The sequence below is a fragment of the Exiguobacterium sp. s39 genome (assembly GCF_018618925.1).
Classification (GTDB): Bacteria; Bacillota; Bacilli; order Exiguobacteriales; family Exiguobacteriaceae; genus Exiguobacterium_A; species Exiguobacterium_A abrahamii.
Genome location: NZ_JACSNA010000001.1, coordinates 1,939,825 through 1,954,352, shown reverse-complemented (window position 1 = coordinate 1,954,352; position 14,528 = coordinate 1,939,825). Strand labels below are relative to the sequence as shown.

Annotated in this window: 15 protein-coding genes; 9 read left to right on the top strand and 6 right to left on the bottom strand. The window is 48.0% G+C overall.

Annotated features, from left to right (window positions below):
- The first annotated feature begins 18 nt into the window (after positions 1-18).
- Positions 19-1,629, top strand: a complete 1,611-nt coding sequence (locus KNQ11_RS10195) for an alpha-glucosidase (RefSeq protein ID WP_214771489.1) — start codon at positions 19-21, stop codon at positions 1,627-1,629.
- A 264-nt stretch (positions 1,630-1,893) separates the two neighbouring features.
- On the opposite strand, the gene KNQ11_RS10190 is transcribed toward KNQ11_RS10195, so the two are convergent.
- The 3 genes from KNQ11_RS10190 to KNQ11_RS10180 all read right to left on the bottom strand — a co-directional run bounded on the left by KNQ11_RS10190 (position 1,894) and on the right by KNQ11_RS10180 (position 3,995).
- The gene (locus tag KNQ11_RS10190; RefSeq protein ID WP_214771486.1) at positions 1,894-2,631 is read right to left on the bottom strand and encodes an MBL fold metallo-hydrolase; all 738 of its coding nucleotides are present in this window, start codon (positions 2,629-2,631) and stop codon (positions 1,894-1,896) included.
- 126 nt (positions 2,632-2,757) lie between these two features.
- Positions 2,758-3,564, bottom strand: a complete 807-nt coding sequence (locus KNQ11_RS10185) for an SMP-30/gluconolactonase/LRE family protein (RefSeq protein WP_214724002.1) — start codon at positions 3,562-3,564, stop codon at positions 2,758-2,760.
- Positions 3,565-3,731: 167 nt separating this feature from the next.
- The gene (locus KNQ11_RS10180; protein WP_023469359.1) at positions 3,732-3,995 is read right to left on the bottom strand and encodes a metal-sensitive transcriptional regulator; all 264 of its coding nucleotides are present in this window, start codon (positions 3,993-3,995) and stop codon (positions 3,732-3,734) included.
- Positions 3,996-4,221: 226 nt separating this feature from the next.
- On the opposite strand from KNQ11_RS10180, the gene KNQ11_RS10175 reads away from it, so the two are divergent.
- The 3 genes from KNQ11_RS10175 to KNQ11_RS10165 all read left to right on the top strand — a co-directional run bounded on the left by KNQ11_RS10175 (position 4,222) and on the right by KNQ11_RS10165 (position 7,731).
- A complete protein-coding gene (locus tag KNQ11_RS10175) occupies positions 4,222-4,785 on the top strand; it encodes an RNA polymerase sigma factor (protein ID WP_029342596.1) in 564 nt (187 codons plus the stop codon).
- Positions 4,766-5,503, top strand: coding sequence for an anti-sigma factor (locus KNQ11_RS10170; RefSeq protein WP_214771483.1), 738 nt, complete (start codon positions 4,766-4,768; stop codon positions 5,501-5,503). Before KNQ11_RS10175 ends, KNQ11_RS10170 begins: the two co-directional genes overlap by 20 nt.
- Positions 5,504-5,688: 185 nt before the next feature.
- Entirely contained in the window at positions 5,689-7,731 is a 2,043-nt protein-coding gene (locus tag KNQ11_RS10165) for a bifunctional diguanylate cyclase/phosphodiesterase (protein ID WP_214771480.1), read from the top strand.
- A gap of 236 nt (positions 7,732-7,967) precedes the next feature.
- Here KNQ11_RS10165 and KNQ11_RS10160 read toward each other — a convergent pair whose 3' ends face one another.
- The 3 genes from KNQ11_RS10160 to KNQ11_RS10150 are packed head-to-tail and all read right to left on the bottom strand — an operon-like array spanning position 7,968 to position 10,003.
- Entirely contained in the window at positions 7,968-8,315 is a 348-nt protein-coding gene (locus tag KNQ11_RS10160; protein WP_050678117.1) for an iron-sulfur cluster biosynthesis family protein, read from the bottom strand.
- A 51-nt stretch (positions 8,316-8,366) separates the two neighbouring features.
- On the bottom strand, positions 8,367-9,098 hold the full coding sequence (locus KNQ11_RS10155) for a hypothetical protein (protein WP_050678116.1): 732 nt from the start codon (positions 9,096-9,098) through the stop codon (positions 8,367-8,369).
- A gap of 59 nt (positions 9,099-9,157) precedes the next feature.
- Positions 9,158-10,003 carry a DegV family protein gene (locus KNQ11_RS10150; protein WP_214771477.1) on the bottom strand — a complete coding sequence of 282 codons (846 nt, stop codon included), beginning with the start codon at positions 10,001-10,003 and terminating at the stop codon, positions 9,158-9,160.
- 187 nt (positions 10,004-10,190) lie between these two features.
- Here KNQ11_RS10150 and KNQ11_RS10145 point away from each other — a divergent pair, with 187 nt between their 5' ends.
- The 5 genes from KNQ11_RS10145 to KNQ11_RS10125 are packed head-to-tail and all read left to right on the top strand — an operon-like array spanning position 10,191 to position 14,527.
- Positions 10,191-10,736: a helix-turn-helix domain-containing protein gene (locus KNQ11_RS10145; protein WP_064299356.1), complete on the top strand. Its 546-nt coding sequence runs from the start codon at positions 10,191-10,193 to the stop codon at positions 10,734-10,736.
- Positions 10,737-10,749: 13 nt separating this feature from the next.
- On the top strand, positions 10,750-11,844 hold the full coding sequence (locus KNQ11_RS10140) for an ABC transporter ATP-binding protein (RefSeq protein WP_023469351.1): 1,095 nt from the start codon (positions 10,750-10,752) through the stop codon (positions 11,842-11,844).
- Positions 11,841-12,650 carry an ABC transporter permease gene (locus KNQ11_RS10135; RefSeq protein ID WP_214771474.1) on the top strand — a complete coding sequence of 270 codons (810 nt, stop codon included), beginning with the start codon at positions 11,841-11,843 and terminating at the stop codon, positions 12,648-12,650. The genes KNQ11_RS10140 and KNQ11_RS10135 overlap by 4 nt, the downstream gene beginning before the upstream one ends.
- Complete coding sequence (locus KNQ11_RS10130; protein WP_029342587.1) at positions 12,650-13,450, top strand: ABC transporter permease; 801 nt, start codon at positions 12,650-12,652, stop codon at positions 13,448-13,450. The genes KNQ11_RS10135 and KNQ11_RS10130 overlap by 1 nt, the downstream gene beginning before the upstream one ends.
- Positions 13,451-13,453: 3 nt before the next feature.
- Entirely contained in the window at positions 13,454-14,527 is a 1,074-nt protein-coding gene (locus tag KNQ11_RS10125) for an ABC transporter substrate-binding protein (RefSeq protein WP_214729221.1), read from the top strand.
- The last annotated feature ends 1 nt before the right edge of the window (position 14,528 follow it).

Genomic DNA, 14,528 nt, shown 5'->3' with positions numbered 1-14,528 from the left:
AGGGAGAGGAGTGGGAAGATGAAGCGAGCTAACTGGAAAGAGGCAGTCGTCTATCAAGTCTACTGGCGTAGCTTTAAGGATTCGAACGGAGATGGGATCGGTGATTTGCGAGGTGTCATCGACAAGCTCGATTACATCGCTTCACTTGGTGTCGATGTCGTTTGGTTGAATCCGTGTTATCGTTCCCCGGACGTCGATAACGGCTATGATATTGCCGATTATTACGAGATCATGGAAAAAGCGGGAACGATGGGGGATCTCCAGGAGTTGATCATGTCCGCTCATGCCCGTGGATTGAAGGTCATTCTCGATTTAGTCGTGAACCATACGAGTGACCAGCATGACTGGTTCCGTCAGTCGCGGGAGCGGATCAACGATAAGGATGACTGGTATATCTGGCAGGATGGCACGAAAGAGACGCCTCCGAACAACTGGCGCTCGTACTTTGCGCCAAGCCCATGGACGTGGAGTGAAGAGCGCGGGCAGTATTATTTTCATTCCTTCGCAAAAGAACAGCCCGACTTAAACTGGGAGCACCCAGCTGTGAGGCAAGCGATCTACGATATGATGAACTGGTGGATCGCTCAAGGGATCGACGGCTTCCGGATGGATGTCATCAACTTGATCAAAAAACGGTCGTTCGAGGATGTCGCCAATCCGTTTGATCTATCGTACCTTGGAAATCAGCCCGGCGTACATGACTTCTTGCAGGAGATGCATGCGAACGTCCTTGCGGGGAAAGAGTTATTCACAGTCGGTGAGATTCCGTTCGTTGGTCCAGAAGACGGGCTGTTATATGTCAGTGAAGATCGAGAAGAACTTCGGACGCTGTTTCACTTCGAGATCGCGGACGATATGGAGGCGATGGATCTTTTACGGTTCAAGGAAATTCAGAAACGCTGGTACGATGTCTTATACCCACTAGGCGTCAATTCACAGTTTCTCAACAACCATGATCATACACGACAAGTGACGCGCTTCGGCAGTGAACGATACCGCGTCGAGAGCGCAAAACTACTCGGTTTGATGTTGCATACGTTACCGGGCATTCCATACGTGTATCAAGGAGAAGAGATCGGGATGACGGGGATTCGCTTCTCGGATCCGTCGCTCTATCAAGACGTCGCCTTTCGAAATCGATACGCGGAGCGCGTCGCTGGCGGAGAGGACCCGGAGGTCGTACTCTCATCGATGCAGTTACTCGCCCGTGATAACTCCCGCACACCGATGCAGTGGGACGGTACACATGCAGCTGGCTTTACGAGTGGGAAACCATGGTTAGCCGTCAACCCGAATTATAAGGACATCAATGTTGCGCAGGCAGAAGCCGATCCATCGTCCGTGCTTGCTTTTTACAAGTCGCTGATTCAGATGCGAAAGCAACATCCGATCATGGTTTACGGCACGTACCGAGACTTAGCACTCCATGATCCGTATCTCTATATTTATGAACGGGAACTAGAGGGAGAGGTCTGGCGGATCGTCCTCAACGTACATGATGAACCGATGCAGACCGCCCTCATTTTACCGCATGAAAAATTGTTCGTATCAAGCTATCCGGATAGCCCGGATATCTTGCGTCCCTACGAAGCACGCGTCTATCGTTATTCTGTTGCAGAACAGAATTGAACCACTGGACGAAAAAATGGGGTTGACTCAAAAAAAGAATGACGCGTCTTTTCACGCCCTTTCCTCAGGCGAGACACAAGCCAGTTTTCCTGCTTCATTCAAGTAGGAAAACGGGTCTTGTTTGTCTCTGACAGCGCATAAATGCGCTTATTCCTGTAGGAGTGGCGTGCGACGCGTCATTCTTTTTGTTATGAGATAAGGGTGGCAGGTTTTCATTCTGCCACCCTTATCTTTGGAAAGACTGACTTATGATACAGTCCCGTTTTAAGTGTGTGATTTGAATAGAGATGATTTTTTCGTCTGTAAGACCTGAGAGAATCGATCGACAGCTTGGCGCATCTCGTAACTCGGTCCGAGAATGAGGGGACCGTGTCCGACGGCAAGAATATCTGGAGATAGTTCCGTCAGTTGATCAGCCGAGCGAAGGGCGACGTCCGGATCCCATGTTGCGAGTGCGGGGAACGGGAATTGCCAACGGACATCACCGGAGACGGCAAGTCCCCCTTGTGTCTGAAAAGCATCCCCAGCGATCAACGTCCGGCTTCCTTCATGCCAAAGCGAGATCGAACCAGGTGTATGACCGGGTGAGGCGATGACACTGAGACTTCCGACTTGTTGACCACTCTCGAGCAATCGATCCGGTCGTGTTTTGATGTTTTTCGGAATACCCCCTTTTAAGGGTGTCGTTTCGCCTTCTCGTAGCGTCTCATCCCCGCTGAGCAATGCAGCATCTCGGTAACTGATACAGACTTGAGCGAGAGGGAAGGCGTTCGCAAGGAAGTCCAGTGAGCCGACATGATCGGCGTGCGCATGAGTCAGAATGATCGCACCGAGTGGTTTCTCTTGCTTTCGAATATAGTGATAGAGCGCCTTTGCGTTGATTCCGAGTCCAGCATCAATCAATGTTAAACTGTCTGCTTCTTCAAACAGGTAGCAGTTGACCGGGAAAAAGGATGGGGTCGTCTGCAATTGGTGTAAACGTTCGATTGTCGTGACACGCATCGGCTTCACTCCTTCAAAAAATGAATAGTCTTCTTCTTTAGTATCGTCTGTTTTTGAATAGGCGTCTAGACGAATTGTGTGGAAAAAGAGGCATCACCTCTAAAAAGATGATCCCTCCTCTACGAATCATTCAAATGTTACAGCGAAGACGGCACCGGCGTGTGGCGCATCATCTCCGTTTGCAGCCGTCGTGACGAGCAATCGATCTTCATAGAAAATCGGGCACGTCGGATTTGCGACCGGGAAGTCGACATGAGCGAGTTTTTTACCAGTCGTAAGATTCCAACGGGTGATGCATGATCCAGCATAATGCGCGATCCAAGCGTGACCTTCCGCGTCCTTCGTCATACCATCCGGGAACCCTTCTTCTTCTTCGAGATCAACGGCGACACGCTTATTCGAAAGTGGTGCGTCCGGAGCGTAGTCAAAGGCATAGACTTTTTTCGTCGGTGTATCGATGTGATAAAGCGTCTTGCCATCTTCTGACCAGACGAGTCCATTGGAGTTCGTCAAGTCTTCATGTAAGACATCAATGGAGCCATCGTGACGCAGACGGAACAATCCAGCGGTCTTACCGTCTTCTTCATTAATGCTACCGGCGACATATTGACCGGTTGGATCAAGCTTTCCGTCATTCATTCGGTCGGAATCGGGTAGCGACAGTTGATGCTCAAGAGACAGGTGTCCTTCTTTGAGATCAAACGTCCCGAATCCGTGTTCAGCCGTGACACGTAATAAATCCGGTGCATCGGTCAAGGCAATCGATGTGATGGCGCTTGGTAACGTGTACGGTTTAAGTGCTTCTGTGACGAGGTCATATGAAAAGAGGAGTTGATTCGGAATATCAACGAAATAAAAGCGCTTTGTTTTTGCGTCGTAAACAGGAGATTCGCCTGTCTTACATGCGACATCAATGAATAGGGAAACGGTCATAAGTACTCTTCCTCCTAAGTGGACACCTTTTACGAGCAGTCCAGATAATAACAATTTAGTATACCTGTTTTGGCGCGCAATCAAACCTGGATCAAACGGCTGGTATACTAAATAAACGTCTAAAAAATAGCCTGCTATCAAAGCAGACTATCCGTACGAGCGTTATATCAGCGGCTCTTAACGAGCAAGTTGACCGCTTCCTTGACGAGTTCTTCAGTTTGTCCGTCGCCGTTTTGTTCTGCGTCCTTGACGCACTCAATTAGATTCGAACTGACGACGACGCCGATCGTCCGGTCAATCGCAGAACGGGCAGCGGAGAGCTGGGTGATGACATCGCGGCAATCTTGCCCTTCTTCCATCATCCGTAAAATCCCCCGTAGCTGTCCCTCAATCCGACTAACACGGTTCTTCATTTTCCGATCATAATCCATTTTTATTCCTCCGATTCCCGTTGACCTGACGTCATGTAGTATCTTTATGCTATGCCCATTACGGTATAACTGTCAATTCAGCAGAATTTTAAGCTATACTTTTATTAGAATTAGGGAATATGGATGTGGTGAAGATTTTTACTTAGAAAATGAATAAAATAGAAAACGATTTGGTGTCAGCTTGCGTATACTATATGATAAGGCTGACGTCAGAAGGAGGAGAAGGATGCACACTCAATCCGATGAATCGCTTTATCATCTGATGCGTAGCGGTGATGAGCAAGCCCTCGAGACATTGTACGATAAATACGAGCGGTTATTGTTTTCATTCGCCCATCGCTTTACGAATAATGACCGGTTGTCCGAAGAAGTCATACAAGAAGTGTGGATGAAGATTTGGAATGGTCGTGTTGATTTTGATACACAAAAAGGAAAGTTTTCATCGTGGATTTTAACGATTACACGTAACGCGGCACTTGATTGTCTCCGTCGTGAAAAACGACAGCCGACAATCGAAGTCGAAGAACGAGATGGTGGATACGACGAGCCGGTCGAGCGGACGGTCATGCAGCGGGAAACAGCTGCTGAAGTGCGCGGGGCGGTTAGTGAATTGAAACCCGAACAGCAAGAGCTGATTGAACTCGTTTACTTCCAGGGTATGACGCAGCAACAGATTTCAGAGCAGCTCGATTTACCTCTTGGAACGGTCAAGACGCGAATCAGGAGCGCGATTCAAGCATTACGAAAACGAATGGATGGGAGGGAACGAGATGGAAGAACGTTGTCATGACTTAATCGATTATTTTAATGGAACATTATCCGCAGCAGACCACGACGCGTTCGAGGCGCATCTTGCGACGTGTGAAGAATGTCGCGAAGCGCTTTTAGAAATGGAAGAACTCATGCTTCCCATCGCTGAATCGCTCCCAGAGCGACCCGTTCCTGCAGGCATGAAAGCACGAATTCTTGGAGAAGTCCTTGGTTCAGCAGAGACGGCGTCTCCTCAGGAAGCACCGATGACTACCCCGGTAGACATCAAACAAGCACGTCAGCAACAAACGAAGAAAAAGAGTGTCCCACTCGGCTGGTTGATGAGTATCGCCGCCGCCTTGATTCTCTCACTTGGTGCGAATGCCTACTTCCTCTCGCAGGAAGAAAATACGGATACACCAGAGACGTTAGCGATGGATGAGATCAAAGGGATGGGGAACTTCGAAAGCACCGAGTCCATTAAAGGATCAAGCATGATTTTCACACAAAACGATAAATCGTACATGCTGGTCCAGTTGAAAGATTTACCGCCGCTTCAAGAAGGGCAACTTTATCAGTTATGGACGATCGAAGGGGAAACACCTACTGCGAACGGTGTCATCGAAAAAGATGGAGAAGCAGCAGCTGTCTTCCCACTTAAAGGAGACGGCAAGGTGGACGCGGTCGCCATCACGGTCGAACCAGAACCGGATTTAGAAAAACCGACGGGCGAAATCGTCGCATCGGTCGCATTATAATCGATAGCTCTAGCGAATCCGTATCCTACGGATTCGCTTTTTTTTGTGCAAGGTGCTCAATGGAATAAGCAAAAGCGCGTTGAAATGATAAGAAATCGAATGAATTTCTAATTTTTACTGAAGAAATGAGACCGAGCAGACGATAGTTAGGAGAATGACAGTCTATTAAGGAGAGGCCTCATACAATGAATGAATGGATCATCTTAACGAAACATTATGAAGTGACACTCGTCGTAGTGTCAGTGCTCGTTGCCATCATCGGATCATATGGTTCACTAGAGTTAAATCGGCGTCTAGCGAAGGCGACTTCCTTGAAGAAGCGTGCCTTGTTCCTCTCATCATTGACGATGGGATTATCAATCTGGGGAATGCATTTCGTCGGGATGGGGGCATTCGCCCTGTCGGTTACGGTTCGCTATGATTGGTTTTTAATGTTCTTATCCGTCATTCCTGCCATTTTAGCTGCTTTCATTGCCTTCCATCTCTTGTACTCGTCGACGATTACGAGAAATAAGGTGATTTTAGCGGGGGCACTGATGGGGGGCGGAATCGCCACGATGCATTATCTCGGGATGATGGCGATGCAGTTCGGTGGAACCGTTCGGTATGAAACAGGATTATTCCTCTTATCGGTTCTGATTGCCGTTACCGTCGCTTATATCGCTTTGCTACTGCTCCATCGCTTAAGACATGTCAATCAGAAACGGATCTTGATTCCCATCGCGGTCGTGATGGGGTTTGCCATCTCGTCGATGCATTATGTCGGAATGCTCGGTACATCGTTTTGTATCCCAGCTTCCAATGCCGGAATCATCGGTGACGCTCCCATCACATCGAACATCTTAAACGAAGTCGCAATCCCCGTCTTCTTGATTGTCATCTTGATTGCTGGACTCTATATTCATTTGGAGCGACGTGCTCTACAAATGATGGCGTATACGGATCATTTGACCGGACTGCATAATCGGAGGTGGCTTGACCATCATATGACGAAGGTCGATGCCCATTACGGTCGAGCGAAACAGGAGATGGCGATGGCCTTGCTTGATCTGGATGGATACAAGTGGGTCAATGACACATTCGGTTTTGATAAGGGCGATGCGGTCATTCGGCAGTTCGCAGAACGGATGCTACGGACGCTAAAGGAAGATGAAGCATGTATCCGTTACAATGGTACGCAGTTCTTCCTGATCAAACGTGTCTCGCAGGAAGATATGACGGAGGTCTTCGAACAGATTTTAGAGGACGTGCGTCAACCGATCGACCTCGAAGATCAGGCAGTCCATCTGACAGCGACGATGGGCGTCATTTTACCGAACACAAAGGAATCGCTTGAGATGCGGATTGGTCAGATGGAAAGTGCGCTACGTGCTGGTAAGAACGAGGGACGTGATCGATTCATCGTGTACGATGATGCGCTACACTCCGATCGCAGGGAGCAATTGATCGTCGGCTCCTTACGCCGGGCGATGACGGATTTCAAGGAGTTCGCTCTCGTCTATCAACCGAAGATCGCACTCGCGACAGGAAAGGTGGATCAGGCGGAAGTTCTGATTCGCTGGAATCATCCGAAGTTCGGTTTCATCTCACCGGCGGAGTTCATCCCGCTTGCTGAAAAATACAGTCTGATTCATCGTTTAACCGAGTGGGTGTTGAAGGAGACCGTCGCACAGATGGAGATTTGGAAGAAGGAAGATTATTTCATTCGCCAAGTCTCTGTCAATTTATCCGCGATGCACTTCCGATCCGAGTCACATAACGTGATGATTAAAGAGATCGTTCACCATTCCTTAAAGAGTGGAAGCGAGTTACAACTACAGCTCGAAATCACAGAAACATCCGTCATGGAGAATCTCGACCGAGCGATGATGATGCTCGGTGAACTGAAGCAACTCAGTCTGACGATTGCACTCGATGACTTCGGAACGGGTCTATCTTCACTGACACACTTAAAGCATCTTCCGATTGATATCCTGAAGATCGACAAGTCGTTCATCGATGAAGTCCCACATGACGAACGGGGAACAGCGATCACAGAAATGATCATTCAGCTTGCGAAGAGTCTTGGAATCGAAGTCGTCGCGGAAGGTGTCGAGACACTCGAACAGCATCTTTTCTTAAAGCGTCTCGGTTGCGATTATGGTCAAGGTTACTATTACAGTAAGCCGATGCACGTGAAGGATCTAAACCAGCGGACGATCGAAGAAACGGTTCTAAATGTCGGATAAGGCAATCCAAACGTGACTTCCGTTCGTATACTAGATAAGCATGCGAGGATTGTGCATGCGACGTCTGGGGGGACGCAAAGCAAGCGCTGGAGGTTTTCACCAGCTCGTGCACGATGCAGACAGACATCCAGTACATTCGACTATACTCGATCAACTCAGCTTTCGACGCAGCACCTGTCTGTTCGAACACAAACAAAGGCAACTTCCACGGTGGAAGTTGCCTTTTTCATTTTCGCTTATGAACGAACCGTTAGGACGCAGCCTGTTTGATCCGTCACGAGCACATTCGTATTAAAGTATTGTCCATCACTTTTTAGGATGAGCGCTTTTTTCTCCGCGTTGTAATCGAGTGTCATTTCTTGATCGAGGAAATGACTCGACCACCGCTTGACGAGAACGGGACCGACGTTTGAATCAATCGTCATGTCTTCCGGTGTCGCTTCATCGACGATGCGAATACTGAAAATACCAGAGTTTCCGCAACCACAACCCTCTGTATCGTAATAGAGGTGCAGTTGACCGGATACTTCACCGCGTAATTGGCGGATCCGCTCCTGAGCAGACGGTGTAAATGTGATATTCATGGTCATTCACTCCTTTCCTTTAGTATACGCCGTTTGAACAAGAAAGGAACGTCACTTGCTCACGCTGACTTGGCGGCGCATCCGGACGAGAAGGAAGATATAACCGGCTAACAATAAGACGACGCTACCAAGAACCGTCGTATCGACGAGACCGTTATCGGACTCGAAATTGATCGCGATATACGCCCAGACGAAGACGAGCGGATAAATCGGATCACGGTTCGCAAACATGAAGAGAAGAGCGACGACGACTCCGACGACGAGCATGATCATCGTCCAGCCTGCATCTCCAATTCCAAGCCAAGATGTCACACCTTCTGCGTTGATCGTCAGGAAGATGTCAGCGATCGTCGCGACCGATACCCAGCCGAGATAAAGCGAGAACGGTAGCTTGAAGCGTAATCCTTTCGTCTCACGATCAATTTTTGAGTAGATGACGATCAATGACAGCAAAAGACCGACGATGACGACGACGGAAACGACGAACAGTTCAAACGTGAAGGAGACGATCCAGCCAGCGTTGAACAGACAGCTGATCAAGAACCACGGTCCGATTTTCTTCGCCAGTTCGTGTTCCTTGAATTTCGGAATCGATTGCAAAATCAACCAGATGAGTAAAATTGTATAAATCAATCCCCAAATCGAAAACGCATACCCAGCCGGTTTGAACAATGTGATGATCGAATCGGAAATTCGTCCTGTCTTTCCACCATCGAGAGCGTTCACGGCAATCGTGAAGATGAAGCCGACCCAGTTGAGCCAAATCCATTTATTAGTTTTCAAACAAAAAACCTCCTTTATTCTCTAAAGAAGGTTTACCCAAAAATCATTTTCATTAGTCATCACGGTCGGCGCGTCGGGTTCAAAAAGGACATTCCGATCGCTGGATTTCCTGTATGCGAACCGAGAACCGGCGTTAAGTCATCGATGCGGACATGCACATCGTATTGCGATTCGAGTCGTTGTTTCCACTCGAGTGCCAGTTCATACGCTGTCGCGTGGAATAGTGAAATATCCGTGACCTGCCCCCGTTCAATGATTGCGACAAGATGATCAAAAATCTTAGAATGTGCTTTTTTGAACGTCCGGACGGTTTGGTAAGGAACGATCTTTCCTTCTTCGAAATGAAATAACGGGCGAAGTTGCAACAAGTTACCGACGAATGCCTTTGTCGAAGAAATCCGTCCGCCTGCTTGTAATTGATCGAGGTTCGCGACCGTGAATTCGATGTGATGGTCGAAACGACGCTCGAGAATGATCTGTTCGACGGATTCGATCGAGTGTCCCGCCTCGACGAGTTCAATCGCTTCCGCTAGAAGTTGACCAGCTGGGTAGATGCCACAACGGGAATCAATCGCAATCAGACGAAAGCCAGCAATCTCTGCCCCTTGAACGGAGGCGTTGTACGTTCCACTCAGTTCGCTCGATAAGTGAACAGCGAAGCCAACGTCGTAATCCTCTTTCAACCGCTCATAATGCTCAGTGAAACTACCGATCGAAGGTTGGCTCGTCGTTACCTTGTGTTTTGAGTCAATCCAGCTATAGACGGTCTCCGCATCAACGTCGACACCATCGATGAAACTTTCGCCATCTTTCATGACGAGTAAAGGGACGACCGAAAGATCATCACGATGAGCGATCGTATCCGGTAAAATCGTTGTACTATCAGTGATCCAAGCGATCCGCATAACAAGTTCCTCCTTAAATTAGTACCTGATATTAATTGTAGGTGTAAGCGTTCTCGCTGTCAAATGAACATTAATAAATATTGAACGTTTTAGTTGATTAAATAATGAAATACGCTATAATCGGTACGTGATTAGTAAACTTTTAGTCATCTTATACTAAACTAAGCCGATGAGAGGAGGACGTCGATTGTACTCAATCGGTCAAAAAATCAAGAACCTCCGTCTTCAAAAGGGATTGACGCAAGAGGAACTAGGGGAAAGAACAGACTTGAGTAAAGGGTACATCTCGCAACTCGAACGGGAACTCAGTTCACCGTCGATCGAGACGCTGTTTCATCTCCTCGAAGTCCTCGGTATCTCACCGAAGGATTTCTTTGATGAGGACACACTCAATCAAAAAGTCATCTACGGTGAAGAGGATGTCACGACGTATGCCGATGAGGAACAAGGATATCATGTCACATGGCTCATTCCAGAATCGAATGAGAAAGAGATGGAACCAGTCCTATTGACACTCGCGCCGGGGGGAGCGTTCAAGACGTATGAACCATCGGGTGCCGAGACGTTCGTCTATGTGCTCGCCGGAAACGTCACGCTGACGCTTGGTCGTCAGTCTTTTGTAGCGAAACAAGGAGAGACACTTTACTATAAGGCTTCAGAAATCCATCAACTACGCAATGAGTCAACACAAGAGACGAAGGTCCTCGTGACCGCGACTGACTCATACTTATAAAGGAGGAACTAGATTGGCAGATACTACGATCATTCAATTCAAGGACGTTACGAAACGATATGACGATCAGACCGTCCTCGACCAAGTCAGCTTTGAAATCGAACGCGGGAAGTTCTATACGTTACTCGGACCATCGGGTTGTGGGAAAACGACGATCTTACGACTGATTGCTGGCTTTTCGGAAGCAACAGAAGGAGATATCATCTTCAACGGAAAACGAATCAACGATGTACCGGCGAACAAACGTCAAGTCAATACTGTTTTCCAAGACTATGCACTCTTCCCGCACTTGAACGTTTTCGAAAACATCGCCTTCGGTCTTCGCATCAAGAAGGTGAAAGAAGCAGAAATCGCAAAACGTGTAACGGACGCATTGAAGTTCGTCAACTTGTCCGGTTATGAGAAACGAGAAATCACCGAGATGTCAGGTGGACAACGGCAACGTGTCGCGATTGCCCGGGCAATCGTCAATGAGCCGGAAGTCATCTTGCTCGATGAGCCATTATCAGCGCTCGACTTGAAATTGCGAACAGAGATGCAGTATGAGCTCCGCGACTTGCAACGTCGTCTTGGCATCACGTTCATCTTCGTCACGCATGACCAAGAAGAGGCACTGGCAATGTCAGATGAAATCTTCGTCCTCAATCACGGTGTCATTCAACAATCGGGCACACCGACGGATATCTATGATGAACCGATCAACCGCTTCGTCGCTGACTTCATCGGTGAGTCGAACATCATTCCAGGGCGCATGGTGGAAGACTACCGGGTCTGGTTCGCAGAAAAGGAATTCGAATGTGTCGACCGTGGTCTTGAATTGAACGAACCGGTCGAGATCGTCATCCGTCCGGAGGATCTTGAAATCACGAACGTGACACAGGGGAAACTACAAGTCACCGTCGATTCGCAACTCTTCCGTGGCGTGCACTACGAGATCGCTTGTATGGATGAAGTCGGTAACGAATGGCTCGTCCACAGTACGAAAAAGGCGACGGTTGGTGAGCAGATCGGACTGACATTTGATCCGGAAGCGATTCACGTCATGCGACTGAACGAGACGGAAGAAGAATTCGATAAGCGTCTGGAATCCTACGACGGGGTGTTATGATGCAAAAATCACGTAACTGGTATCTCATCCCGTATCTATTCTGGATTGCCTTGTTCGTCATCGCACCGATCGTACTCGTCGTCTACTATTCATTCCTTGATTTGGACGGCAACTTCTCATTTGAGAACTACCAGAACTTCTTTACGTCGACGTATTTGACGATGACACTCAGCTCGTTCTGGTATGCGTTTTTGATTACGGTGTTTTCGCTCTTGATCGGTTATCCGACCGCTTATTTGTTGACGAAAACGAAGCATAAACAGCTGTGGCTACTTTTGATCATCTTACCGACATGGATCAACTTATTGTTGAAAGCTTATGCTTTCATCGGGTTGTTCAGTACGTATGGTCTTGCGAACCAAACGCTTGAAGCGATTGGGATTGGACGACAACAGATTCTCTTTACCGATTTCAGTTTTGTCTTCGTCTCGGTGTACATCTTCATTCCGTTCATGATCCTGCCGATCTTCAACGCGATTGAAAAACTGAGCCCGTCACTCGTCTTCGCTGCACGTGATCTTGGGGCGTCGAACTTCACGACGTTCCGGCGCGTCGTCTTCCCGTTGACGCTCGACGGTGTGAAGTCAGGCTGTCAGCTCGTCTTCATTCCGGCATTATCGCTGTTCATGATTACGCGTCTGATTGCCGGGAACCGCGTCATCACGCTCGGTACAGCGATTGAACAGCAGTTCCTCGTGACACAAAACTGGGGCATGGGAGCGACGATCGCCGTCTTCCTCATCATCGCGATGGCGATCATCCTTGCCTCGACGAGTACGAAACGGAAGAAAGGAGCGACGACTTGATGAAACGTCTGAAACTAGCAAATCTTTATCTGATCGGAGTCTTCATCATTTTGTATGCTCCGATATTCTACTTGGCATTCTATTCGTTCAATAGCGCTGACAATATGACGAACTTCGATTCGTTCACGTGGGATTGGTACAAGGAAGTCTTCCAAGATTCACGCTTGTTGATCATCGTCTTAAACACACTCGTCATCGCCTTGTTGTCAGCTGCGATCTCGACGATCCTTGGCGTATTCGGAGCGATCGGGATTCAAGCCGTCCGCAAGAAACGGGTCGAGACGTCGTTGTTGACGCTAAATAGCATCTTGATCGTCAGTCCGGATGTCATCATCGGGGCATCGTTCTTGATTTTCTTCACGCTACTTGGCATCCAGCTCGGCTTTACGTCGGTCTTACTGTCCCACATCGCATTTTCGGTACCGATCGTCGTCATTCTCGTCTTACCGAAGTTGCAGGAGATGAGTCCGACGCTCGTTGATGCAGCGCGTGACTTAGGCGCAAGCCGTTGGGATGTTTTGACGAAAGTCATCTTACCGTACATTACACCAGGTATCTTTGCTGGATTCTTCACGGCATTGACGTACTCATTGGATGATTTTGCGGTGACGTTCTTCGTGACAGGAAATGGCTTCACAACGTTGTCCGTTGAGATCTACTCACTCGCCCGTCAAGGGATTTCGATGAAGATCAACGCCCTGTCGACTGTCATCTTCTTGTTTACGTTCCTACTCGTCATCGGCTACTACTTCTTGAACCAACGTGCTGCTACGAAGCTTTCGCGACCGGAGGTGAAATGACCGTTGAAAAAATTGATTCAATTGTTCGCCGCGATTTTCTTGATTTCAGGTGTTATCCTATTCACCTTGAATCAGTTGAATGAGACACAAGGGTATTCGGGTAAAAATGTCCTGAACATCTACAACTGGGGCGATTACATCGACCCAGCACTGATCAAACAGTTTGAAAAAGAGAGCGGCATCAAGGTCGTCTATCAAACGTTCGACTCGAACGAAGCGATGCTGACGAAAATCGAACAGGGAGGAACGACATACGATATCGCTGTTCCGTCCGACTATGCGATTGCGAAGATGATCGATGAGAAGCTCGTCGTTCCGATTGATCATCAAAAAATTCCGAATCTCAAAAACATCGATTCACGCTTTTTAGATTTATCATTCGATCCGAACAATAAGTACTCGATTCCATATTTCTGGGGAACGGTCGGTATCGTCTACAATAAAGACTTGATTGATGGGAAGAAACCGACGAGCTGGAAGGATCTTTGGGATCCGAAGCTAAAGAATCAGATTCTACTCGCTGACGGTGCCCGTGAAGTCATGGGGATGAGCTTGAATAGTCTCGGTTATTCGTTGAACGAAACGGATGAGTCGAAACTACAGGAAGCAAAAGCGAACTTGATGCGCCTGACACCAAACGTCAAGGCAATCGTCGGGGATGAAATCAAGTTATTGCTCGCGAACGAAGAAGCAGGACTCGGTGTCGTCTGGTCTGGTGATGCAAACGAGATCATGAGCGAAAACGAAAATCTCGACTACGTCATTCCAAAAGAAGGATCAAACGTCTGGTTCGATAATGTCGTCATTCCGAAGACTGCGAAAAACGTCGAGGGGGCACACGAGTTCATCAACTTCATGTTACGTCCTGATATTTCAGCGAAGAACGCAGACTACGTTGGCTATTCGACACCAAACAAAGAAGGCTTGAAACTGCTCGACGAGTCGGTTCGGACCGATGAGCGATTCTATCCTGATAAACAAGTTACCGATACACTTGAAGTCTATGAGAACCTCGGAAAGAAAATGCTCGCGCATTACAATGAGTTGTTCCTAGAGTTTAAGATGCATAAGAAATGAG